The sequence below is a fragment of the uncultured Mucilaginibacter sp. genome (genome assembly GCF_913773635.1).
In the GTDB taxonomy this organism is placed as follows: Bacteria; Bacteroidota; Bacteroidia; order Sphingobacteriales; family Sphingobacteriaceae; genus Mucilaginibacter.
Map to the genome: position 1 here is coordinate 73,209 of NZ_CAJYGQ010000008.1, position 23,219 is coordinate 96,427.

A 23,219-nucleotide genomic window follows, 5' to 3' on the forward strand; every position below is an offset into this window, starting at 1 on the left:
TCACAATGTTCATACTTATTGTGAAGCCAACCACGTTTTAGGATTGACAATAGCGCCGGCCTTGTTTAATTCAAAGTGAATAACCGTTTCGCCGGTGAAAGGATCAGTTGCTACGCTGCCTAATGTTTGCCGCGTATTTACCTTTTGCCCGGCACTTACGCTAACTGAACGTAAATTAGCATACGCCGTTATATATGAACCATGGCGAAGCAGCACCATATAGCTGCCGCTAATATCGTTAACACTTATTACAGTACCTTCGAACACTGCACGCGCAGCGGCACCGCTTGATGTACGTATATCTATGCCGTGATTATCATTACGTATACCATCACTTACATACGGACCAAAATCCTGAATAATTTGGCCCGTAGCAACAGGCCATGGCAGTAAACCCCTGTTACCCATAAAATCGTTATTAAGCTTTGCAGCTTCAGGCGTGGCGGTAAGTGCTTCGGTTGCGGTGCTGCGTGTAATTGGCTTTGGCTTCGCCGCCTCTGCAATTTCGGCGGCCGATTTATTTTCGGCCCTCGCCTTCTCAGCAGCCAGTGCAGCCCTGCGGGCAGCTTCTGCCCTTGCCTCTGCTTCGGCTTTACGGCGTGCGGCCTCAACCTCGCGGGCAATGGCATTTTGTATTTGCCTGTCTATCTGCCGGCGTTGCGCCATTAAGGTGCGCTGCTGTTTCTTTAAAGTCCCTTCTTGTTTCGAAAGATCGTTTACAACGGCAGTTTGCGTGTTACGCTCTTTACCAAGAGTTTCCCTTTCCTTTTGCTGCTCCTCTAACAAGTTACTTTTCTCGTTCTTCGTTCTGTCGAGCTGATTGATTTTTACATGGAGTTCTTTTTGCGTACCCTGAATTGAAGCTGCCTGGCGCTCCCTATAAGTACCAAATTGCTGTAAATATTTTAAGCGTTTGTAAGCCTGATTAAAGTCCTTTCCAGCAAATACAAACATCATCTTGTTATACGCACTTTGATTATGGTAGGCAAAAACCACCATAGCAGCGTACTCCTTTTTAAGCTGATCTAACTGACCCTGCAGTGTATGTACCGTATTAGTATTTTCGTTTATCTGGCCGTTAAGCTGTCGTATCTCCGAGTTTACGGTTGTTATTTTTTCTTCTCTGAGGGCTATTTGCGCCTTTAATATATTCAGCTGCTTAATAGTTGCCTTTTTGTTTTTGCGGGTTTCTTCGTACTCGCGGTTAAGATCGGCAAGCTCATTGTTCAGCTTCTCTTTTCTACGTTTTAATTCGGCACTGCTTTGGGCATGTACCTGCACTACGCCTAATACGCTTATAGCAAAAAGTAAAACTTTTATAAATTTCATCCGCTTCAAAAATATTGAATTTAGTTGGCAGGTGAAAATCCTTGCGGAATGCTGAACGGATAATCAAGCGGGCGGTTAAACTCGGTACGGTTATATTCCAGTTCGGCCTGAATGTTTTTATTGCTTACTGCAGATGCTATACTGATATGTGATGGTATGATGCGGTTATCGGCCTCAACAAACTGGCTATTGGTTACTTTTAATGATTGCCTGGCTGCCTGGTTAGTTAAACTGGTTTGCGTAACTTTTTGGTCAGGACCGATAAGCAGTGAATACACCAAACCCTGTAAACTTCCGTTGATAGTTGAATTTCCTCCTGCTCCGGGCTGTAATTGTCCGTTCTCATCAAGTAACTCATTTATAGCGTTACCTATAAGCAGGGCCTCAACGGTTTGATAATTTACCTGCCGGCCTGCATAGTTATGAATATAACTGAAAGGCTTTTTAATATAAACAGATTGCAGCTTGTTTATCACCTGTATACTGTCAGGAGTTATAAGTGCACGGGCAACTTCCAAACCTAAAATTGCAGTAATGGAAACCCATATTTTTTTATCATGCTGAATGCGTATGTTAAGCGTAACATCATTGCTTTTGCCATCAATATTCAGCTTAGTTTTTGCACGACCCGAAAACGTGTTGAACGTAGTTTGCCTGGCCTTTACAGCTTCTATTTTTGCTACAACAGGGTTTGCTGCCTTAGTGGTAGTTGTTGTAGCGGCAGAATCGGCTTTGCGGGTTACCAGTTGCTTTTTAGCTTTACAGCTGAATAATGCGGTTGCTGCTAAAGCTATAAACAGCTTATTCAATATATTTCTTTTCATTTATTTTACGGTCTAATAGTGGTGATGAAGCACCGGCTTGTTTTGCTTTTTTCCAGTTGGCAACGGCATCTTCAGTTTTGCCAAGGTAAAAAAGTATATCGCCATAATGTTCAACTTGCACAGCACTGCTTTTATTATGCTCAATAGCTTTTTCTATCCATTGCTTTGCCTCAGCATACTTTTTTTGCCTGAATAATATCCAGGCATATGTATCTTCAAACGAAGCTGTGTTGGGTTGCAGGTCAATACTGTGTTTTGACATTTGAGCGGCTTTTTCAAGTTGTTCACCACGTATAGACAGATAATAGGCGTAGTTGTTTAACGTGTACGAATTATCAGGATTATAAGTTAAGGCCTTATCATAAGCAGCGTCTGATTTGCCATTGTCTTTTATCTCGTGGTAACAATCACCCAAAGCAGCATATGCCTGCGATGCCAGGTCTTTATCATCAGGTTCCACAGCAACTACGTTCTTCAGGTAGCTTAACGCCTGTTGTGCATTTTTCTTTTGCAAATAAGATACCCCAACCAGATAGTTCATCCAAGCCTGGTTTGGAAACATAGATAAGGCATTCTCTCCATGTTTAATAGCTTCGTCAATTTTATTCTCGCTTAAATCAAGGCGCACCAATTGTTCATGAACAATGTACATCTCAGGGTTAAGCTGTACCGATTTCATGAAAGCCTCCCTTGCTTCCTTCAGCTTATCGTTTTGCGCAAGCATGTCTCCGTAAAGGGCTTGCACGCGCGCCTCATTGGGGTGTATGGAAGCAGCAATGCGGCTAAGCTCAAGCGCGCTTGCCTTAGCGCTGGCATCGGGAAACTTAGGCACATAGCCCATAATTATCCGCACCTTTTGATCAACATCAAGGCTTGAGGAATTAAACGCCAGTTCTAACTCTTTATAACTGGCATCCGTATTTTTGAGAGATCTGTATGTTTCGGCTAAAGCCAAGTGCAGCAAGCCATCATCTGGTTTTTTTTGTGCAGCACGCTGCAATACCTTCAAGGCCTTGTCCGGAACTCTGTTTGAGTTGTAAATTTCGGCCAGCAGCAAATAGTACCTGATCTGATCCGGGTTGGTTTCAATCAGCTTTTCCATCTCTGCGGCAGCCTGATCAAGTTTATTTTGACGCAGATAAATTTTTTGACGGTTGGCAACCAATTCATCGGTTAAACCCGTCATTTGTTCAAGCTTACTATAAACACCCAATGCCTCATCATATTTCTTTTCCAAGTAAAAGGCACTGGCTTTATCATAATAATATTCAGGCTTTTCGGGGTTTATTCTGAGTAACTGATCAAATACGTTTTGAAGTTTAGGCAGATTATTGGTCTTCTCGTAACTATCAGCCAGTGCTACCCAATACCATTCATTATTGGGTTTAATAGCTACGGCCTTTTCCAATAACTGCTGGGCATCGGCCTGGCTGTTTTGAGCTTTATTAAGCATGGCTAACTGGTACATGGCTGCATCGTTGCTATTATCTAATTGCAGCACGCGGGCAAATAAATCACCTGCTCCCTTACTGTCTTCAATGGTTTTTTTACGTAAACCCTCAAAGTACAGCTGTTGCATGGCCACGCTATCTGCCGGCGTTAATGATTTTTGAGCCTGAGCCGTAACTGTAGCTTTACTACTGCTTTGAGCAATAGCCAAAGCCGGAACCATCAGTAAACCAAGTATCCAGTAAGCCGGTTTATTCATTTTATACTTTGCCTGTATGCCCGTAACCGCCGGCACCGCGTATTGTTTCACTTAGCACATCAACCTTTTCCCATTCAACCTTCTCATGTTTGGCAACAATCATCTGGGCAATACGGTCGCCGGTGTTTATCTCAAAATCGGTATCAGAGAAATTAATTAACAAAACCTTTATTTCGCCCCTGTAATCGGCATCAATTGTACCTGGCGAATTAACAATGCCTATACCATGTTTAAACGCCAAACCACTGCGCGGGCGTATTTGCGCCTCAAAACTTTCCGGTAGTTCAATATGCAACCCTGTTGGAATTAATTTACGTTCCATTGGTTTAAGCACAACGGTTTCTGTTACATCTGCACGTAAATCCATACCTGCAGCGTGCAACGTTTCATATGCCGGAAGGGCATTTTTAGAATTATTGATAATACGAATGATCATTACTTTCTTAGGATAGCTGATATTTGTCTGCGTTCGGCCAAAAATGCTGCGGCTGCAAATAAAACAAGCAGGCCGTTGCCAATAAACAGGTTACGTTTAAAAACGCTGAATGATAAAAATACAATTATGATTGAACTTACAATGTAAGCAAGGTTTTTTTTGATGTTGTATGGTATGGGATAGTTTTTTTGTCCCCATAGGTACGAAAGCACCATCATACTGGCATAAGCAACTAGTGATGCCCAGGCCGAGGCCATGTAACTATACTTTGGAATAAATACAACATTTAATACAACAGTTAGAAAAGCACCAACCCCTGATATATATAACCCGTAACGGGTTTGATCAGACAGCTTGTACCATATGGAAAGATTCATGTAAATACCTAAACTGAGGTACCCGAACAATAATAGCGGCACAACACCTAAACCCGACCAGTACGACGGGCCAATAAAGTATTTCAGCAACTCAATATTTGCCATTAATGCCACAAAAATAACAGCAACGGCAATTACAAAATAATCCATAATAAAGGCATAGGTGGTACCTGCATTTTTGTCTTTGGCCTTGCTAAAAAAGAACGGCTCGGCCCCTAAACGAAACGCCTGGACAAACAGATTTAAGAAAATGGCAATTTTACCACAAGCCGAATAGATGCCTAAATCTGTAGAATTCTTTATAAACTTTGGAAGCAAAATCTTGTCAAGATTTTCATTTATAATGAACGAAAAATTGGCAACAAGTACCGGCCAGCTGTAACTCAGCATTTCGGCAAGCATAGCTTTGTCAATACGGGGTTTTACACCGGCTAATTCGGGCAATAAAAGCAAAAGCGTTACTACACTGGCAATAAGGTTTGACAAAAACACATATCCCAACCAACCAGGCCTGAACCAGCTTTTAAAAAAATCGGCTCCCGGTAATTGGTGTTCTATAATGTAAGGCAACACAATAATAAAAGCCAGGTTAAGCCCTATGAATGTAAATATATTCACCAGTTTAAGCAAGCCATAGCGGCCGGGGCGCCCATCAGCCCGTAAACGTGCAAAAGGAATTACACACCAGGCATCAACCACCAATATAGCTAAAAAATACCGGGTGTAATTGATATAGTCCTGTGCGGGTGTTTTTGCATCAATACGTACCCAATTGGTTATGGGGCCAATAAAGGGTAGCGTAGCCAGCAGAAATATAATAGTGATTATAAAAATAGCGCCAAACGAGTTGTTGTAAACCGTTTGCTTATCATCAGCACGCTTGTTTAAATACCTGAAGTAGGTGGTTTCCATACCAAATGCTAAAAAAGCATTCAGCAACGATGCCCAGGCAAACATGTTACCAAATATGGCGTAAACGCTTGGCGGATAAGCCCTGGTATATAGTGATGTTAAAAAGAAATTAAGCGTACGTCCGGCTATGGTGGTTAAACCGTAAACTGCCGTTTGGCCCGCAAATTTTTTAGCTGTAGACAATTAAAATACCTTTTAGTTAATAGCTCACTGCTGATGACGCATGGCGGTATAGTATTCGTTGTAAGACGTTTACTGCCACAAAAATAACAAACCATTATAATCAATTAAATCATCGCTTCACTACCTCAAAGTTACGATAGTTTTTCAGTTCAGCTTCGTTGCTTTTAACCTCGGCTACTTTGGCGTCTTGCGGGCCTTCGTTACACCACTCTAAAAACATATCCAAAAACATGGTATCGGCTTCGGCTTCTATATAAACGTCGCCATTGGGTTCATTACGTACAATGCCCCGCACACCCAACTGGTCGGCAACGGCCTTGGTTGACGCACGGTAAGATACTCCCTGAACTTTGCCTTGTACGGTTATGTTTAAATGCTTTATCATATAGCCATAAAATATGAGTCGCAATTATACGGCTAATGCTGCAATAATAGCACCCTTTATAGTAAACGGGTTACCTGCGTTTCAGGTGTAATTTTGAAGCCATCTAAATTAGTAAGCAAATTCAATCCAGGCGTTTTACCGGGCTCAATGGTGCCTATTTCATCATCAATGCCTAAAAACCTGGCACCATTAATAGTGGCCCATTCTAACAACTTATTTAAAGGCAAGGATGGAATATGCTGCTGCAACACCTGCATTTCGCTCAAAATGGATAGTTTATCGTTTGATGCCAAACTATCTGTACCGAGTGTGATATTGAAGCCTTCATCTAAAAACAACTCAACCTTGGGTAGTTTTCCTTCAATGTAAAGGTTTGCGTTAGGGCAAAAACACCACGTAATATTGCGGTCAAAGCGCTTTACAAAGTAAATATCTTTTAAGTTGGTGCAGGTATTATGTACAAGCAATACTTTTTGCTTATTACTTAATAACGGAATTATTGATTGGATAGAATTGCGCGCCTGCGGTTTGAAATAGCTTATGTCGATACCAAAACCATCGTACAGGTCAATAAACTTACCGTTTTTGTAGCGGTAAAATTTATTCTCATCCTCACACTCTTGGTTGTGTATGCTTAACAGATTACTGCTCGCAGAATCACTATAATTCTTCAGCAGTTTAAACAGCTCTTTTGATACTGAGTACGGCGCATGGGGCACTACCGAGGCTGCCAAAGGCTTAAATTGCTTTTGCAGCTCCAGAGCGGCATGAAATGCTCCTTCGGCGCGTTCTGGTAAAAAGCCAAAAACCTCAACAAAGGTGTGATAGTAAATTTTGCTGGCTTTTTTTAGAGCTACCGAATGATTGCTATTTGATATGTCTCCAACTGCAACTATACCATTGTCATACATTTGCTTATCAGCAGCCAGGGCTGCCTGCTGTATAATTTCATCGTCTACTTTACGTAAAGCTTGTACGGACTTTATAAATTCAACAAGGCCAGAAACTTTAGGTGTTTGCCCGTGAAGGTGTGAAAGCTCAACATGACAGTGGGCATTAACAAAACCCGGACAAATTATGCCATTTAAGTGTTCGACAGCCACGCCCGGCTGTACGTATGTATTTACTGATACTATTTTACCGTAGTCATCAACGGTAACAACTCCATTTTTTATCGGATCGGCATTAACAGGAAAAATGTAATCGGCTCTAAAACTTTTCATTTAATGAAATTTAACTTCAATCCCCAACACCAATCTTTAATTTTTGTATCATAGTTGTACTATTGATTCATTTATACAATTAACTTTTAGTTGTTGTTTTTTAATTTTACATTTCCAAAACGGAGTTGTAAAGTCACTCAATCAATTTTAAGTATCTTTGTAATGTGAACGCAAATAAAAGCAAGATTGACATCCGCAGCCTCAGCCTTGAGACTCTGCAACAACACTTTACCGCCATGGGCGAAAAAGCTTTCAGAGCTAAACAGGTTTATGAATGGCTTTGGAAAAAATCATGTTTTTCATTTGAGGACATGAGCAATATTTCAAAAGAACTGCGCAAAAAACTTTCTGATAACTTTGTTATTAATCACATAGTTATTAATAATTCACAGTTTAGTGCGGATAAAACTATAAAAAATTCCTTTAAGTTGCACGATACGCATTTAATTGAGGGCGTATTAATACCAACTACCGAACGCATGACGGCCTGCGTATCATCTCAGGTTGGCTGTAGCCTTACCTGCAAATTTTGCGCTACCGGCTACATGGACCGCAAACGCAACTTAAATCCTGATGAAATTTATGATCAGGTTGTTTTATTAAGCCAGCAGGCGCAGCAAAATTACGGAATTCCTCTTACTAATATTGTTTACATGGGTATGGGCGAGCCTTTGCTTAACTATGCCAATGTTTTAAAATCAATTGAGCGCATAACTGCTGATGATGGCCTTAACATGGCTGCTAAGCGCATAACAGTTTCAACCGCAGGCATCGCCAAAATGATTAAAAAGCTAGGAGATGATAATGTGAAGTTTAACCTGGCGCTTTCACTCCATGCTGCCAATGATACCAAGCGCAACGAAATTATGCCTATTAATGAGCAAAATTCGTTAAAGGCGTTGGCCGAGGCGCTTAAATATTATTATAATAAAACAAAAAATGCAGTTACTTACGAGTATATTGTATTCCACAATTTTAATGATGAGTTGCAGGATGCAATGGAACTTGCAAAGTTTTGTAAGCACCTCCCCTGCAAAGTTAATATCATTGAATATAACCCAATTTCGTTTGCCGATTTTATAAACGCAGGCGAAGATAAAATTGAAAGCTTTGCTGCTTATTTGCGAAAACAAGGCATTATTACTAATGTGCGTCGTAGCCGTGGTAAAGATATTGATGCTGCATGCGGCCAGTTGGCAGTGAAAGATAAGGCTGCGGCTGCCACTGTGTAGTTTTATTGCAGTAGTTAAAATCTATTTCTAGCACTCAGCATGCTTAGTATTTTTAACTGCTACTAAACCCCTACCTTGTTTCTAAGCTTGTGGCTCTATCCCTAATGCGCAACTCTTACCTGTCCAATTTTATTGATTTGCTATTCCCGAGGCTTTGCCAGGCTTGCAAAGCAAACCTGCTGGGAAGCGAAGATTTAATTTGCACTGCCTGCCTTTATAATTTGCCTTACACAAACTTCCATTTACAGGCTGAAAACATTGTAGCAAGACAATTTTGGGGAAAAGTAAAATTGGAATGTGCTTATGCTCTTCTTTACTTTGAAAAAGGAGGAAAGGTTCAACATCTTATGCACCAGTTTAAGTACAATGGAATGCAAAAGATAGGTAATAAACTTGGGGGAATTGCCGGTAACCAGTTAGTTCAAAACACTTCGCTTCCCACAGTTGATTTTATTATTCCTGTACCACTCCATAAATCGCGCTTGCGCGAACGTGGCTACAATCAAAGTGTCAATTTTGCTCAAGGCTTAGCTAAGGCACTAAAAGCAACCGTAATTGAGCAAACACTTGTACGGGCAGTTAAAACATCAACTCAAACCCGTAAATCGCGCTTTGCCCGATTTGAAAACATGCAGCATGTTTTTGAACTGTGCAACCCGGCTTTATTGGAGAACAAACACATTTTATTGGTTGATGATATTGTAACAACGGGCTCAACGCTAGAGGCATGTGCACATGAGTTATTGAAAGTACCGGGCCTGAAATTAAGCATCGCTGCTATTGCTTATGCTGTGTAAGCTAAGCTCAATCAAATTTCTTTTAATTTAAGTTTTAGCCGGTTGCAACTTTATAACCATCAAAGGCGTATAAACACCCGGAGCGTTTGATCATAATTAATGGCAGGAGTATGTTGTAAAAGGCAGCTCCTGTTTTTTTTTGGTATATAAAGCAGAAAGCCGGTTAATTAACCGGCTTTCTGCTTTATATATTTCAGATAACTATTGTTGCTGATACCGACTCAACTTATCATACAGGTTTTTTGGATCAAATGGCTTTAATATAAAATCATTCATGCCCGACTCCTCAATTTGGTTTAACTGATTGCTAAGCATTGATGCTGTTAAAGCTATAATAGGCAAGGTTTTGAAATAATCATCTTCCTTGGAACGCAATACCTGTGTTGCTTCCAATCCTCCCATTTCAGGCATGTGTATATCCATTAAAACTACATCATAGTTGCGGTTGGCCGTAACTTTTTGAACAGCTTCAAGCCCGTTTTCAGCAAAGTCGGCCTGAACGTTCCACTTTTTAAGTACCTTATTAATCAGCAAACGATTAATTTGGTTATCATCCACAACAAGTACATTTATTTTTAATCCTATTTCGGCGCCCTCGTTACTCATAGTGCTTGTATTGTCTGCTTTTTTAAATGTAATGGTAAACCAAAATGTTGATCCTCGACCTATTTCGCTATCAACGTTTATACGCGATTCGTGCAGCTCTACCAAACGCTTGGTTATAGCCAGCCCTAAACCTGTGCCGCCGTATTTACGGGTAGTATCGGTAGAAGCCTGCTTAAAAGATTCAAATATAGTATTTGTTTTATCAGCAGGTATGCCTATGCCCGTATCAGTGACTGCAAACCTTATACGAACCTCCTGTGCACTTTGTTCTATTACTTTCAGGTCAATTGTAACACCGCCTTTTTCGGTAAATTTAACAGCATTGCTGGCCAGGTTAAGCAGTATTTGTATAAGGCGGGTTCTGTCACCAAGTATGCATTCAGGCACATCACTGGCTATGCTATCCTTAAAGTAAATCTCTTTACCATTAATATTGTGCCGCATGGAGTTTACCACGCTATGTACCAGCTCGCGTAAATCAACGCTGGTCTTTTCCAATTCAATATTACCGGTCTCAATTTTAGTAAAGTCGAGCACATCATTAATCAAGGTCATCAGGTTCTCGGCCGAGAACTTAAGGATAGACAAGTTCTCCTTTTGCGATTCGGTAGGATTATCTTCTGCCAGCAAATGCGACATACCAATAACTGCGTTAAGCGGTGTGCGTATTTCATGGCTCATTACCGATATAAACATGTCTTTAGCACGGCTTAACTGCAAGGCTTCTTCCTTAGCCTGTATAAGCTCCATCTCCGCTTTCTTTTTGGCCGTTATATCAATAATAACCTCAATATATTTTTTTACCCTGCCATCTTCATCAAGTATCACCGAATTAATGACCGATATCCATAATGGCTGACCATCGCGCCGATAAACCAATAAATCAACTTCAAAAGACTGTTTGTTTTTTGACAACTCACGGGCGCGTTGAATAATTGACAAGTCGGTATGCTCGCCAGTAAGCACATCACCTAAATGCCTGCCTTTAACGTGTTCAATGTTAAAACCGGTTATCTTTTCAAAGGCATCGTTAATCCATTCAACATTACCTTCGGCATCATTAATTACCACACCGCTCATAGTGTTACCTGCAACTAATGATAGCATGGTGAGCTGCTCTTCGGCCTTTTTGCGTTCAGCAATATCAACGCATACGGTTATCTGACGTTCAAGTTCACCTTCCTTGTTAAAAAACGGACTATTAGCCAGGTATACCCAGCATGGGGTACCATCCTTTTTATAAATCTGTATTTCTATTTCGTAAGGCTTATTTTCGTCATAGGCGGCCTTGGCCACTTTAAGTACATCAAGGTCAGTGTTCTCGCCAATAAGCATATCACCAAAAACTTTGCCTTTCAGTTCTTCAAGTTTATATCCTAATGTGTTTTCCAAAGCCTCATTCATCCAAATGATGCGACTTTCACGATCACGTATTACTACGCCACTTGGCGATTTTTCTGAAGCAAATGAAAGTATTTCAATATCACGTTCGGCACTTTTACGCGCTGTAATATCAAGCAGTACTTTTATATACTTTTCAACCTTTCCATCTTTATTAAGCACCGGCGAATTCAACACTGACAGCCACATAGGCTGCCCATCCTTACGTTCAATGCTTATTTCTATTTCAAAAGCCTTACGCGTGTTTAAAAGCTCATCAATACGATCAGTTGTATTCTGATCAATATAATCACCTTTAAAAACCTCACGCATTTGCTTGTTTGAAACATCATCAAAGCTGTAACCTGTAATGGTTTCAAAAGCTTTATTTATCCAAATAACCTTGTTTTGAGAATTGGTAATAGCTACGCCGTTACTTACGTTACTGGCTACCAATGATAACAGCTCAAGCTGTTCTTTAACTTTCTTTTGCTCGGTGGTATCGCGCCCGCTGCCGTACCATTTGCCATCGGCATTGATAACGCTCCAGCTTATGCAACGCTCCTGCCCTTTGCTGTTCAGCAGGCAGGTATCCATTTCAAATGATCTTTTAGTACGCAGTCCTGTTTCAATAAGGTGAGCAAAATCATTACGGGTTTGCCCAACTACAAATTCCCACAATGAACGACCTATGAACTGGTCGGGCTTTATGCCCAACGTAGTTTCAACGGCGTTGTTCATTAATTGAATTTTGGAAGTTTCGTCGGCTATGTAATGAATTTCGGATGAACTGTTAAAAAGGATATAAAAATCTTCGTGAAGTTTTAGATTTTTTTCCAGTTCCTTTTTTTGCTTACGTAGTGTAAGGTGAGATATTACCTCATTGGCTAAAGTGCGCAGAGCATCTTTTTGGTTATCATCAAGGTGTTTAGGCTGCTGATCAAAAACACATAGGGTACCAAGGCGGTAACCGTCGGGATCAATAAGCGGCGCACTTGCATAAAACTTTACCCCCAGGCCGCCTTTTACATGCTCGTAAGCTGCAAACTCTTCATCCTGGCTTAAATCAGGTATTTCAACCAGCACATCATTAAGCAAGGTGTAGCGGCAAAAGCTTTCGGCGCGGGGCAATTCACCTTGCGGAAGACCAACGGCTGATTTAAACCATTGTCGGCGCTCGTCAATAAATGTAATTAAAGCTAACGGGGCATGGCAAATGTACGAGGCTAACCGCGTAATAGCGTCATACTCTTCTTCCGGAAACGTATCCAGAATATCATAAGTATGCAAAGCCTTTAAGCGTTCATCCTCGTTATCAGGAAGTACCATACCCCGTTTTAATATCATTTATTTAGTTGTTCATCAATCGTACAACGGAAACTTCTCCGTTAACGCATGAACACTTTTACGTACTTTCTTCAAAGAATGTTCGTCTTCAGGATTTTTTATTACCTCATCAACCAACTCGGCAATTTTCTCCATTTCCTTTTCTTTCATGCCTCTTGTGGTGACTGCAGCAGTACCTATACGGATACCTGAAGTTACAAACGGAGATTTATCATCAAAAGGAACCATGTTTTTGTTAACCGTAATATCAGCCTGAACCAAAGCATTCTCAGCCGCTTTACCCGAAATTCCTTTATTACGTAAATCTATCAAAATCAAATGATTATCAGTACCGCCTGATACAATTTCATAACCACGCTCAACAAAAGCCTTGGCAATGGCTGCACCATTAAGCTTTACCTGCAATACGTATTTCATGTAGCTATCGCTTAATGCCTCATGAAAAGCCACAGCTTTAGCAGCAATAATATGCTCTAAGGGACCGCCTTGTGTACCCGGGAATACAGCTCCATCCAATAAGGCCGACATTTTTTTAATTTCGCCTTTTGGAGTTTTAAGTCCCCATGGGTTTTCAAAATCTTTGCCCATCATAATCATACCGCCACGTGGACCGCGTAGGGTTTTGTGGGTGGTAGTGGTAACAATATGACAGTGCGGAAGCGGATCAGTTAATAAGCCGCGTGCAATTAAACCGGCAGGGTGTGAAATATCTGCCAGTACTAAAGCGCCAACCTCATCAGCCACCTGGCGAATGAATGCATAATCCCAATCACGTGAGTAAGCCGAAGCTCCGCAAATAATCAGCTTTGGTTTTTCGGCCAAAGCGGTAGCACGTAATTGCTCATAATCAATTAAACCGGTTTCTTTAACTACACCATAAAAGTGTGGCTGATAAAGTTTACCTGAAAAATTCACCGGCGAACCATGAGTTAAGTGACCGCCGTGCGAAAGATCAAAACCCAGTATTTTATCGCCCGGATTTAAAATTGCCAGCATAACGGCTGCATTAGCCTGAGCACCAGAGTGTGGTTGAACGTTTACCCACTCGGCATTAAAAAGCTGTTTTGCACGCTCAATAGCAATGGTTTCAATTTCATCAACAATCTGGCAGCCACCGTAGTAACGTTTGCCTGGTAAGCCTTCGGCATATTTGTTGGTTGCTACCGAACCGGCTGCTTCCATTACCTGCTTGCTTACAAAGTTTTCGGATGCGATAAGCTCCAGGCCTTCTTCCTGGCGTTTTTGCTCATCCTCAAGTAGTTCAAATATCAGTTTGTCTTTTTTCATGATCTTTACGAGGTGCCTAAGTTAACTAAAATGAATGGGCTGATTTGGGCGAAATCCAAAAATTATTGTAATCAAGCCCCAGTTGAATATCAATCAGTTCCTGCTGAAGCATTTCCAGCATGGCTAAAAAGGTATAAATAAAATGTACCCGGTTTTCGGAGTTTTGCACCATGGCCTTAAAATCAAGACGCTGGTTTATTTGCAATAAATCGGCTATGGCTTTTTTTTGCTTTTCAATAGTGTACGGGTATTGCACTACGGTGTGGGTAACTTCCTCGGCACGGCTAAGGTACCGGCGGTTTACGCGTGCATAAACCTGCATTAAGCGGTACAAGGTAAGGTATGAAAGTTCTTCGCCTGGTAAGGCCTCCGCTTCAATGCTATTTAATTCCTCAGTAATATTACCGCGGCGCTCCTGCTTAAAGCGCTCATCTTCAAGCGGGCGCAGCTGTTCACAAACATCCTTGAACTTTTTATACTCAATGAGTTTGCGAATCAAGTCTTCCTTACTATCTGTTTCGTTTTCGCCGGTTTCAGCTTCATAACGAGGTAAAAGCATTTTAGCTTTTATACGCATTAGCGTTGCAGCCACAAATATAAACTCGCTGGCAACCTCCATATTGAGGCTGTTCATTTGATGTATATACTGAAGAAAATCGTCGGTAATTTTAGATATGGCTATTTCGTGAATGTCCAGTTCATCACGCTCGATGAAAAAAAGCAGCAGATCAAAAGGGCCTTCAAACTGCGGTAACCGTATAGCAAAACTGTCATCGGCCATGTTGCTGCCAAAGATAATGTTTTTGAGTGAGTTGCGTGTAGTTTTATGATTTAAGCAAGCTCAAAACACATATTTATGCCATAATATCTCGATTAGTATATTAAGCATTCAACCAACTCAGCCTACCTTTGCCAGCAGTTGGAATGTTGATATTTTGCCTGCGTTTATATAATACAAACAACCCGGTAGACAACACACCTATCACCCCTTCCACACATACTGCACCACGCGGACCTAACGAGTTAGCCAACCAGCCAATTAAAAGGCTACCAACTGGTATCATTCCCTGGTAAGCCATTACGTAGTAACTGATAGCCCTTGCCCGCATAGCCGGTACGGCATGCGTTTGTATGAATGTATTAATGGTTGATGTTTGCGCCATCATACCTACGCCAGTCATGGTCATAAATAATAAGGCAACCGGCAACTTAGCTGCATAACCTAATAATAGCACACTAATACCAAATATAAAGCTGGCAATAGTCATTACCTTTATAAGAGTTTTATGAGTTTTTAGCGTTGCCAAGTACACGGCACTTATAACCGATCCCAATCCGGCAGCACTTTCAAACCAACTGAACGTTTTTGCATCACCACTAAAAATATCTTTAGCAAAAATTGGCATCAGTGTGTTAAATGGGATAACAAACAGGCTGCTTACGGTTAGCATTATGATAAGGCTGCTCAAATCGCGATCGCCTGATACATATTTGAATCCATCCTGCAATTCAAGCCAAATGCTTTTCTGAGCTCGTGGTTTAACTGTAATATTCAGCTTCATCATAAACAAACAGGTAAGTACCGGTATGTAGCTAATAAAGTTACCGAAGAAACAGGCATCTTCACCAAAAGTGCTTAAGATTATACCCGCTATAGCCGGACCCGCAATACGGGCTATATTAGTCATGGTTGAGTTTAGTGCAATGGCATTGGGCAGGTCTTCTTTGTTATCAACCATTTCGCTCATCATAGCCTGGCGTGTTGTAATATCAAACGCGTTAATAATTCCCTGCAATAAACTTAGCCCAATGATGGCGGGTATGTTATATACCTTAAATAGTATCAAGAAAGCCAGCGCTCCTGCCTGTAGCATGGATACTACTTGCGTTATAACCAGAATTTTGTAACGATTATGCCTGTCAACCACACTTCCTGCATAAGGTGACAGTATCAATGAGGGTATCAAACTTGCAAAACTTACCAAACCCAGCAGCAATGCCGAGCCTGTAAGGCGGTATACCAGCCAGCTAACGGCTGTTTTTTGCATCCAGGTACCTATAAGGGATATGGATTGACCATAAAAGAAAAGCTTGAAATTACGGTATTTAAGGGAGCGGAAAACATTCATGCACTATATCATTCAACCGGTAAACTTTAGTTGAGCGCGAATACCGTGCTACTAACTTTTACCTTGTACAAATATCGGCATTATTGATACATTTGTAAAATAGATTGTTTTAATGATATTGATTGATAAAAACGATTAATTATGGAATTTCGCCAATTACAGTATTTTGTTAAAGCTGCCGAAACAATGAATTTTACCGAAGCGGCAGCAGCGGTTTTCATTACGCAAAGCACGCTATCACAACAAATAAAACAGCTGGAAGAAGAGTTGGGGATGCTACTGTTTGACCGCATAGGAAAGCATGTGCGTATAACCGAAGCCGGCCATGTGTTTTTATCACATGCGCAAAAAATACTGCGCGATGTGCAAAAAGGAAAACAGGCCATTGCTGAGCTGAATAACGCAGTTACTGGTGAATTAAATATTGGCGTATCATATGCATTTACCTCGTTGCTTTTACCTGCACTCGCTCCATTTTCAACCAAATATCCGGGCATAAAAATTTTCATTAGCTATGGTAACCCCGAAGAACTTGAACGTAAACTGCGGCTAGCCGAACTGGACATGATATTAGCTTTCCACAACGAATCGGATGATGAGGATTTAGAAATGCAGGTTCTGTTTAGCTCGGGCATAGTAGCTGCAGTTTCAAAAGACAATCCTTTGGCTAAAAAGAAATTAGTAAGTCTTGAAGAGTTAGCACAACAGGAATTAATTATGCCCGGCAAAGGTTTCAGCTCACGTACTTACATTCTGGATCAGTTTTACCGCAGAAAAATTGAGCCCAACATTAAAATAGAAATGAACGATGTTCACTCCATATTATCGCTAGTACAAAACGGCAACTGGGCAACCATACTCAACGAAAAGGCACTGCTTGGATGGAGCAACATAAAGGCCGTTAACATAGATATTAAAGAGGTTAAACGCCAATCGTACATTTTGTGGCAAAAAGGGGTATACCGTAAAAAGGCGGCCAAGCTATTTGCCGATGAGCTTTTGCTTGCAATGCAACACAGCTAATGGTTATTCGTAGCTATCCTCAATTTCAAAATGAGGAATCTTCTTCTTGTTCCAGTCAGGCATACCGTTAAATACGGTATAGTATAAATACTTTTTGTTTTTGTCTATACCGGGCATTACCTTCCCTATTGTTTTTTTTACTGCCTCATGCTCGCGCTTCAGAGCAGCTGTATCAGTAACCTTTATTTTCGACGTATAGTAAATCATTGGATAGTTACCTTCACCTCTATCCTGATTAAATATTTTTATAATCTGAGGTTTAGTATCTACGTCATTCAATACTACAGGGAACTTATATTTGTCATGCACCTCAGTAATAACCTTATTGTAAAACCCATCCATATCATCAAGCTCATCATACGTCCACATTGAATTCGGATCGGCGCACTTATAGGCAAGTTCCATTGCAGTGGTAGCGTTCACTAAGTAACCTTGATCATAGTCTTGCCTGGCTTGTAAGTAGAGCTCGGGGGCTGTTTTACCCCAAATAGTATATGGTTTTAATTCCAACCCAGCAACTTTCCAACCGTACTTGTACTTGTTGAATATGGCGGTCAGCAACCATTTATCGGCATTTTGCTGTAAGGTGTAGAGTGATATATAGCGTTCCTGAGTTAAAGGCTCGTACCGTAGCGAGTAACTATTAATATCGTACTTAAACGTTTTAAGCGTTATTATTTCGGGCGTTGGGTGCACAATGTAGTACTCGTCGAGCAGTACGTTTTTATCATCGCGCATACGAATACTACATAACTCTATTAGCCTGTTATTGCCCGGCGCTTCTAAAAACTCCTTCGACATAATATTTTCCAGTTGACGGGGATCGTTTGCTTTAAGCGTTTTTAGTAACTCTGCATTAAGCTGATGAAACTTTTCCTGCTTGTTAGCCGGTATTTTTTCATTAATCCATGTACCTGGTGTGGGCTTACAGCTTATTAATACGGTATTAATTACAAATAGCCAGGAAATAAATGAAATTTTGATGTACAGCGAATGCATTTGCGGTGTGATAAGCAACTCAAATATGGCAAATAACATTTGCATTTATAAATCAACACAATTAACTTTGAAATAAAAAGTACTTTTATTCATAAAATCCGTAGATCATAATTGTCTATATGTGCCAAACAATTACAACACTAATTTGTCAATTCAATTACCAATAAAAATGCCTTACTTTGTAAGTTCAATACCGTTTCAAAATTCCATGCAAGTACCAGCCGGCGATTTACTTAAAAAAATTAATTCACCTTCTGATTTAAAGCAATTTAGCGAAGATGATTTAGAGCAAATCAGTCAGGAATTGCGCCAATATATAATTGACGTGGTATCGGTAAACGGCGGGCATTTTGGTGCCAGCTTAGGTGTAGTTGAACTTACAACTGCCTTGCATTATGTTTTAAACACGCCATATGATCAGCTAGTATGGGACGTTGGCCACCAGGCTTACGGACATAAAATACTAACCGGCCGTCGTGATAATTTTCACACAAACCGCATTTACGGCGGATTGAGCGGTTTTCCTAAACGTTCAGAAAGCGAATACGATACATTTGGTGTAGGTCACTCATCAACATCTATTTCGGCAGCTTTGGGCATGGCAGTGGCATCGCACTACAAAGGCGAAACAGATCGCCAGCATGTTGCTGTAATTGGCGATGGTGCAATGACGGCAGGTATGGCCTTTGAAGCGCTGAATCACGCCGGAATAGCTAACAGTAACCTGTTGGTTATTCTTAATGACAATAACATGTCCATCGATCCTAACGTTGGAGCGTTAAAAGAATACCTTGCCGATATTACTACATCCAAGCCCTACAATAGCTTCCGTGCTGATATTGGTTACGTACTTTCAAAACTCTCGGCCATTGGCCCGGATGCGTTGAAGTACGCCAAAAAGATAGAGAAAAGCATTAAAGGCACCTTACTTAAACAGAGCAACCTTTTTGAGGCTTTACGCTTCAGATATTTTGGCCCTATTGATGGGCATGATGTTAAACATTTGGTGAAAGTATTGCGTGACTTACGCGATATTCCCGGCCCAAAATTGCTGCACTGTGTTACTGTTAAGGGTAAAGGCTATGCCCTTGCCGAAAAAGACCAAACCAAGTGGCATGCCCCGGGCTTGTTTGACAAGATAACCGGCGAAATCAAAAAGACTTACTACGAAAAGCCCCAGCCTCCTAAGTATCAGGATGTGTTTGGGCATACTATAATTGAGCTGGCCGAGCAAAACCCTAAAATTATGGGTATAACACCGGCTATGCCCTCAGGCTGTTCATTAAACTTAATGATGAAGGCCATGCCCGACCGCGCTTTTGACGTTGGTATTGCCGAGCAGCATGCCGTTACATTTTCGGCAGGTTTGGCCTCGCAGGGCATGGTGCCGTTTTGTAACATCTACTCCAGCTTTATGCAACGGGCTTTTGACCAGGTAGTGCATGATGTTGCCATCCAAAAGCTTAACGTAGTATTATGCCTTGATCGTGCCGGTTTTGCCGGTGCCGATGGCCCTACCCATCACGGCGCTTATGATTTGGCCTATATGCGTTGCATACCTAACCTTACGGTATCGGCCCCTATGAATGAGGAAGAACTACGCAACCTGATGTTTACCGCGCAGCAGGAAAATGCCGGCCCGTTTGTAATACGCTACCCGCGTGGTAATGGTGTTATGGTTGATTGGCAACGCCCAATGAAAGCTGTACCAATTGGTAAAGGCCGTAAAATTTGCGATGGCGAAGAAGTTGCTATTCTTTCAATAGGTGCTATTGGTAATGAAGTGGTTAAAGCCACTGCCGGATTGAACAACGAGGGTTACTATCCCGCGCATTACGACTTACGCTTTGTTAAGCCTTTAGACGAGGCCATGCTGCATGAGGTATTTACCAAATACAGCAAAGTTATCACTGTTGAAGATGGCTGTCTTGACGGCGGAGCTGGTAGTGCGGTACTTGAGTTTATGGCCAATAACAAGTATAAGGCCGAAGTAATACGCTTGGGCATACCTGATGCCGTTATTGAGCATGGTGAACAGCCCGAGCTTTGGGCCGAATGTGGTTTTGACGCTGCCGGAATAATGCGCACTGTAAAAAGCATTGGTATTAATCAAAACAGGCATATAATAGCTTCCTAAGCTTTCTTTATACAACGACTTTTAAGAAGAAACCTTAATTAACTATGGATACATTGCGAGGTTCTTCTATCAGGATTTCTATTGATAACGCTTCCAGCCAAAAGAGTAAGTATATATCAGGGACTGTTATATATGAGCGCCACGGAAATAAACTCATTGTAAAACTTTCTGAAGCATTGCAAAGTGGTAAAATGAGAAGCGACGTGATGCTGCTTACACCCCAATTTAAAAAGGAACGTTTTATTTTCGATACGCCAAAAACGGAGATTATGATTAACGGCACACTTATCAGCGAAGATGATGAGCATCAACAGCCGGGCATAAGGGGTATTTTGAGTTTAAATTAACTCTTGCTTTTCAAAAATTGGGCTACAAGATCAACCATCATTTTGCCACTAACCTGGTTCAGGTGTATGGTATCGGTAGTTACCTGAAGGCCATTTAATCCTGCATAACTTTCCCAATCTTGTTTAAGTACTTTTGTACGAAAATGCATGTTTACTTTAAGCCGCCAACCATACGGACGGTATGCAACAGGTTTTGCTACAGGATTTGCTTCCAGATAGCCCGTTATAGCCTCGTTTAAAGGCAGGTAGTGCAGTGCATACTTTCGCACAATGCGTTTAACTTCTTGATTATAATTGCCTACTGCTTTGTTAGCAGTATCCATTAAGTCTTCGCCTATTACAGGCAACGACGTTAGCGCAATGCTTGCATTTGTTTGTTGCAGTAACTTTACTATAATTTGCTCAAGATTGTCAACATACCAAGCCATATCAGGCATGCGGGGCAACGCTGCATTTCTTTTATAAAGCCTTGTATTGGCTTCAGATAGTGTTGCCAGCACATCGTTGGTACCAACAAGTATTACTATGAAGTTAGGCTCAAGCGTAACAAGCTTATCAATCCGTTTTAAATTATTATAAGCCAACTCACCGTTTACACCATAGTTGTAAAACTCATAATCAACTGAAAGCTTTTGCTGTAAATCAGCTACCCAGTTATAACTATCGGTTCCCTGTGTTATGCTGTCGCCCAGGCAGGCTACCTTTATGCTCAACATAATTTTAACTTTATCGCTGCTTGTGCTTAACAACGGTTTGCCCAAAGCGCTGTGTATCGGGGTTCAGGCTCAATTCATTCATGCGGTCGGTATCAACGTCAATAACAACTCCACGTTCCTGCAATCCCTTACCACTAAACTCAACCTCTACACCTAAATTTAAAAAAGCATGGCGTATCACGTCACGCACGGTTCCACCTTGCAATTCGGCGTTTAAATCTTCAACCAATAATTGCGTTTGCTCCCCTTTAACTATAAGGGTTACAAACCTGGTAAGTTCCTCAACTGTTATCATCTGCTACAAAAAAATAATCCTTTACACCTGCAAGGTATAAAGGATCACTTAGGCTATTTAGTTATTTTATTTCTTACCCTTTATTAACTTAAGGAGGTATTGCCCATAACCACTCTTGGTAAGCGGCTTGGCAACTTCGGCAAGCTGTTCGGCATCAATAAAGCCCATACGGTAAGCTATTTCTTCAATACAGGCAATCTTAATGCCTTGGCGTTCCTCAATTACTTGTACAAACTGTCCGGCTTGCATAAGGGAAGCAAAAGTACCGGTATCTAACCAAGCTGTTCCCCTGCTCAAAATACCAACCTTTAATTTTCCGCGCTTAAGGTATTCCTTGTTTACGTCGGTAATTTCATATTCGCCACGCGGAGATGGCGCAATATTTCTGGCTATCTCCACCACATCGTTATCATAAAAATATAAACCCGGAACTGCAAAGTCAGACTTTGGTTCGGTTGGCTTTTCCTCTAATGATATTGCGTTGTTGTTTTCATCAAACTCAACAACACCATAACGTTCAGGATCGGCAACCTGGTAGGCAAACACCATTCCCCCCTCCGGGTCACTGCTGGTTTGCAGCAGTTTCGAAAGCCCGTCGCCGTAAAAAATGTTATCACCAAGTACCAAAGCAACCTTGTCAGTTCCTATAAAATCGGCACCTATTACAAAAGCTTGCGCAAGTCCGTTTGGCTCGGGCTGTACTGCATATTCAAAGCGACAGCCAATACGTGAGCCATCACCCAGCAAGCGCTGAAACTGTGCCATATCATGCGGAGTGGATATAATCAGTATTTCTTTTATACCTGCCAGCATAAGCACCGACAGCGGATAATAGATCATTGGCTTATCATAAACCGGCATCAACTGCTTGCTTACAGCCAGTGTAAGCGGGTGCAGACGGGTACCGGAACCTCCGGCAAGTATAATTCCTTTCACAGTAAGAGTTTTGTAAGTTTTATACGCCTAATATATGAAAAGGTTTACACACCTGCTACCTTATCTTCAAGCTCCTGGTACCACTCCGAGCCATACTTGCGAATCAGTGGCTCTTTCAAAAACTCGTGAACATGAACTTTAAGTTCTGAACCAAAACTGCACGCCGGGCTGCATATATTCCAGCGGTCATAGTGCAGCACATCAAACTCCGGATAATTGGTTATGCGTATAGGATATAAATGGCATGATATAGGTTTACGCCAATCAACCTGGCCTTCTTCCCATGCCTTCTCAATAGCACACTTCGTAATCCCGTTTTCCCAGGTTACGTAAGCGCACTCCTTGTTTGTATCAACACATGGGGTAGTATAATCGCCTTCAAAATCGGTTACGTGGGTACCCTGTTCTTCAACTGCCTGTATACCCTTGGCAGTCATGTAAGGCTTTACTTTGGGATAAATCTCGCGGAGTATATCTAACTCATTAGCGGCAAGCGGAGCGCCCGAATCTCCTTCAATACAACAGGCTCCTTTGCACTTATTAAGGTTGCAAACAAAGTTTTCGTTAACTACATCTTCGTGCACCAGCGTGCTTCCAACTTCAATCATTTT

Annotated in this window: 21 protein-coding genes; 5 read left to right on the top strand and 16 right to left on the bottom strand. The window is 41.3% G+C overall.

The window, feature by feature from the left end; all coding sequences use genetic code 11:
* Positions 1-15: 15 nt before the first annotated feature.
* From QZ407_RS09915 to QZ407_RS09945, 7 genes are all read right to left on the bottom strand, one after another.
* Positions 16-1,329 (bottom strand): peptidoglycan DD-metalloendopeptidase family protein, encoded by a 1,314-nt coding sequence (locus QZ407_RS09915; protein WP_295770385.1) that lies wholly within the window; start codon positions 1,327-1,329, stop codon positions 16-18.
* 20 nt (positions 1,330-1,349) lie between these two features.
* Positions 1,350-2,153, bottom strand: a complete 804-nt coding sequence (locus QZ407_RS09920) for a DUF4292 domain-containing protein (protein WP_295770387.1) — start codon at positions 2,151-2,153, stop codon at positions 1,350-1,352.
* Entirely contained in the window at positions 2,131-3,912 is a 1,782-nt protein-coding gene (locus tag QZ407_RS09925; protein WP_295770389.1) for a tetratricopeptide repeat protein, read from the bottom strand. The genes QZ407_RS09920 and QZ407_RS09925 overlap by 23 nt, the downstream gene beginning before the upstream one ends.
* The gene (dut, locus tag QZ407_RS09930; protein ID WP_295770391.1) at positions 3,863-4,297 is read right to left on the bottom strand and encodes a dUTP diphosphatase; all 435 of its coding nucleotides are present in this window, start codon (positions 4,295-4,297) and stop codon (positions 3,863-3,865) included. Before dut ends, QZ407_RS09925 begins: the two co-directional genes overlap by 50 nt.
* Complete coding sequence (locus QZ407_RS09935) at positions 4,297-5,769, bottom strand: polysaccharide biosynthesis C-terminal domain-containing protein (protein WP_295770393.1); 1,473 nt, start codon at positions 5,767-5,769, stop codon at positions 4,297-4,299. Before QZ407_RS09935 ends, dut begins: the two co-directional genes overlap by 1 nt.
* Before the next feature lie 109 nt (positions 5,770-5,878).
* Entirely contained in the window at positions 5,879-6,151 is a 273-nt protein-coding gene (locus QZ407_RS09940; protein ID WP_295770942.1) for an acylphosphatase, read from the bottom strand.
* 59 nt (positions 6,152-6,210) lie between these two features.
* Entirely contained in the window at positions 6,211-7,377 is a 1,167-nt protein-coding gene (locus QZ407_RS09945) for an amidohydrolase family protein (protein ID WP_295770395.1), read from the bottom strand.
* A gap of 164 nt (positions 7,378-7,541) precedes the next feature.
* Here QZ407_RS09945 and rlmN point away from each other — a divergent pair, with 164 nt between their 5' ends.
* Together rlmN and QZ407_RS09955 are read left to right on the top strand one after the other, a co-directional pair.
* A complete protein-coding gene (gene rlmN, locus QZ407_RS09950; RefSeq protein ID WP_295770397.1) occupies positions 7,542-8,609 on the top strand; it encodes a 23S rRNA (adenine(2503)-C(2))-methyltransferase RlmN in 1,068 nt (355 codons plus the stop codon).
* 89 nt (positions 8,610-8,698) lie between these two features.
* The gene (locus QZ407_RS09955) at positions 8,699-9,406 is read left to right on the top strand and encodes a phosphoribosyltransferase family protein (protein ID WP_295770399.1); all 708 of its coding nucleotides are present in this window, start codon (positions 8,699-8,701) and stop codon (positions 9,404-9,406) included.
* Positions 9,407-9,607: 201 nt separating this feature from the next.
* Here QZ407_RS09955 and QZ407_RS09960 read toward each other — a convergent pair whose 3' ends face one another.
* The 4 genes from QZ407_RS09960 to QZ407_RS09975 form a co-directional block, all read right to left on the bottom strand.
* The gene (locus QZ407_RS09960) at positions 9,608-12,739 is read right to left on the bottom strand and encodes a PAS domain S-box protein (protein ID WP_295770402.1); all 3,132 of its coding nucleotides are present in this window, start codon (positions 12,737-12,739) and stop codon (positions 9,608-9,610) included.
* 15 nt (positions 12,740-12,754) lie between these two features.
* Complete coding sequence (glyA, locus tag QZ407_RS09965) at positions 12,755-14,026, bottom strand: serine hydroxymethyltransferase (protein ID WP_295770404.1); 1,272 nt, start codon at positions 14,024-14,026, stop codon at positions 12,755-12,757.
* 25 nt (positions 14,027-14,051) lie between these two features.
* A complete protein-coding gene (locus QZ407_RS09970; RefSeq protein ID WP_295770407.1) occupies positions 14,052-14,807 on the bottom strand; it encodes a segregation/condensation protein A in 756 nt (251 codons plus the stop codon).
* A gap of 100 nt (positions 14,808-14,907) precedes the next feature.
* Complete coding sequence (locus QZ407_RS09975) at positions 14,908-16,155, bottom strand: MFS transporter (protein WP_295770410.1); 1,248 nt, start codon at positions 16,153-16,155, stop codon at positions 14,908-14,910.
* 141 nt (positions 16,156-16,296) lie between these two features.
* Here QZ407_RS09975 and QZ407_RS09980 point away from each other — a divergent pair, with 141 nt between their 5' ends.
* Positions 16,297-17,178 (top strand): LysR substrate-binding domain-containing protein, encoded by an 882-nt coding sequence (locus QZ407_RS09980; protein ID WP_295770413.1) that lies wholly within the window; start codon positions 16,297-16,299, stop codon positions 17,176-17,178.
* A gap of 3 nt (positions 17,179-17,181) precedes the next feature.
* On the opposite strand, the gene QZ407_RS09985 is transcribed toward QZ407_RS09980, so the two are convergent.
* Positions 17,182-18,222, bottom strand: coding sequence for a hypothetical protein (locus tag QZ407_RS09985; protein ID WP_295770415.1), 1,041 nt, complete (start codon positions 18,220-18,222; stop codon positions 17,182-17,184).
* A gap of 163 nt (positions 18,223-18,385) precedes the next feature.
* Here QZ407_RS09985 and dxs point away from each other — a divergent pair, with 163 nt between their 5' ends.
* Positions 18,386-20,314: a 1-deoxy-D-xylulose-5-phosphate synthase gene (gene dxs, locus QZ407_RS09990; RefSeq protein WP_295770944.1), complete on the top strand. Its 1,929-nt coding sequence runs from the start codon at positions 18,386-18,388 to the stop codon at positions 20,312-20,314.
* Positions 20,315-20,358: 44 nt separating this feature from the next.
* The gene (locus QZ407_RS09995) at positions 20,359-20,661 is read left to right on the top strand and encodes a hypothetical protein (RefSeq protein WP_295770417.1); all 303 of its coding nucleotides are present in this window, start codon (positions 20,359-20,361) and stop codon (positions 20,659-20,661) included.
* On the opposite strand, the gene QZ407_RS10000 is transcribed toward QZ407_RS09995, so the two are convergent.
* The 4 genes from QZ407_RS10000 to QZ407_RS10015 form a co-directional block, all read right to left on the bottom strand.
* A complete protein-coding gene (locus QZ407_RS10000) occupies positions 20,658-21,377 on the bottom strand; it encodes an SGNH/GDSL hydrolase family protein (protein WP_295770419.1) in 720 nt (239 codons plus the stop codon). The genes QZ407_RS09995 and QZ407_RS10000 overlap by 4 nt on opposite strands.
* A gap of 10 nt (positions 21,378-21,387) precedes the next feature.
* Positions 21,388-21,672, bottom strand: a complete 285-nt coding sequence (locus tag QZ407_RS10005; protein WP_295770422.1) for a hypothetical protein — start codon at positions 21,670-21,672, stop codon at positions 21,388-21,390.
* Between the two features lie 66 nt (positions 21,673-21,738).
* The gene (gene rfbA, locus QZ407_RS10010; protein WP_295770425.1) at positions 21,739-22,608 is read right to left on the bottom strand and encodes a glucose-1-phosphate thymidylyltransferase RfbA; all 870 of its coding nucleotides are present in this window, start codon (positions 22,606-22,608) and stop codon (positions 21,739-21,741) included.
* 44 nt (positions 22,609-22,652) lie between these two features.
* Positions 22,653-23,216 carry a DUF3109 family protein gene (locus tag QZ407_RS10015; protein WP_295770428.1) on the bottom strand — a complete coding sequence of 188 codons (564 nt, stop codon included), beginning with the start codon at positions 23,214-23,216 and terminating at the stop codon, positions 22,653-22,655.
* Between the last annotated feature and the right edge of the window lie 3 nt (positions 23,217-23,219).

Coding starts and splice junctions, on each gene's coding strand:
- dxs (WP_295770944.1), top strand. CDS start 18,386: ATGCAAGTACCAGCCGGCGATTTACTTAAAAAAATTAATTCACCTTCT.
- QZ407_RS09980 (WP_295770413.1), top strand. CDS start 16,297: ATGGAATTTCGCCAATTACAGTATTTTGTTAAAGCTGCCGAAACAATG.
- QZ407_RS10015 (WP_295770428.1), bottom strand. CDS start 23,216: ATGATTGAAGTTGGAAGCACGCTGGTGCACGAAGATGTAGTTAACGAA.
- QZ407_RS09970 (WP_295770407.1), bottom strand. CDS start 14,807: ATGGCCGATGACAGTTTTGCTATACGGTTACCGCAGTTTGAAGGCCCT.
- QZ407_RS09915 (WP_295770385.1), bottom strand. CDS start 1,329: ATGAAATTTATAAAAGTTTTACTTTTTGCTATAAGCGTATTAGGCGTA.
- QZ407_RS09975 (WP_295770410.1), bottom strand. CDS start 16,155: ATGAATGTTTTCCGCTCCCTTAAATACCGTAATTTCAAGCTTTTCTTT.
- QZ407_RS10005 (WP_295770422.1), bottom strand. CDS start 21,672: ATGATAACAGTTGAGGAACTTACCAGGTTTGTAACCCTTATAGTTAAA.
- QZ407_RS09920 (WP_295770387.1), bottom strand. CDS start 2,153: ATGAAAAGAAATATATTGAATAAGCTGTTTATAGCTTTAGCAGCAACC.
- QZ407_RS09945 (WP_295770395.1), bottom strand. CDS start 7,377: ATGAAAAGTTTTAGAGCCGATTACATTTTTCCTGTTAATGCCGATCCG.
- QZ407_RS09985 (WP_295770415.1), bottom strand. CDS start 18,222: ATGCAAATGTTATTTGCCATATTTGAGTTGCTTATCACACCGCAAATG.
- QZ407_RS09960 (WP_295770402.1), bottom strand. CDS start 12,739: ATGATATTAAAACGGGGTATGGTACTTCCTGATAACGAGGATGAACGC.
- QZ407_RS10000 (WP_295770419.1), bottom strand. CDS start 21,377: ATGTTGAGCATAAAGGTAGCCTGCCTGGGCGACAGCATAACACAGGGA.
- glyA (WP_295770404.1), bottom strand. CDS start 14,026: ATGAAAAAAGACAAACTGATATTTGAACTACTTGAGGATGAGCAAAAA.
- QZ407_RS09995 (WP_295770417.1), top strand. CDS start 20,359: ATGGATACATTGCGAGGTTCTTCTATCAGGATTTCTATTGATAACGCT.
- dut (WP_295770391.1), bottom strand. CDS start 4,297: ATGATCATTCGTATTATCAATAATTCTAAAAATGCCCTTCCGGCATAT.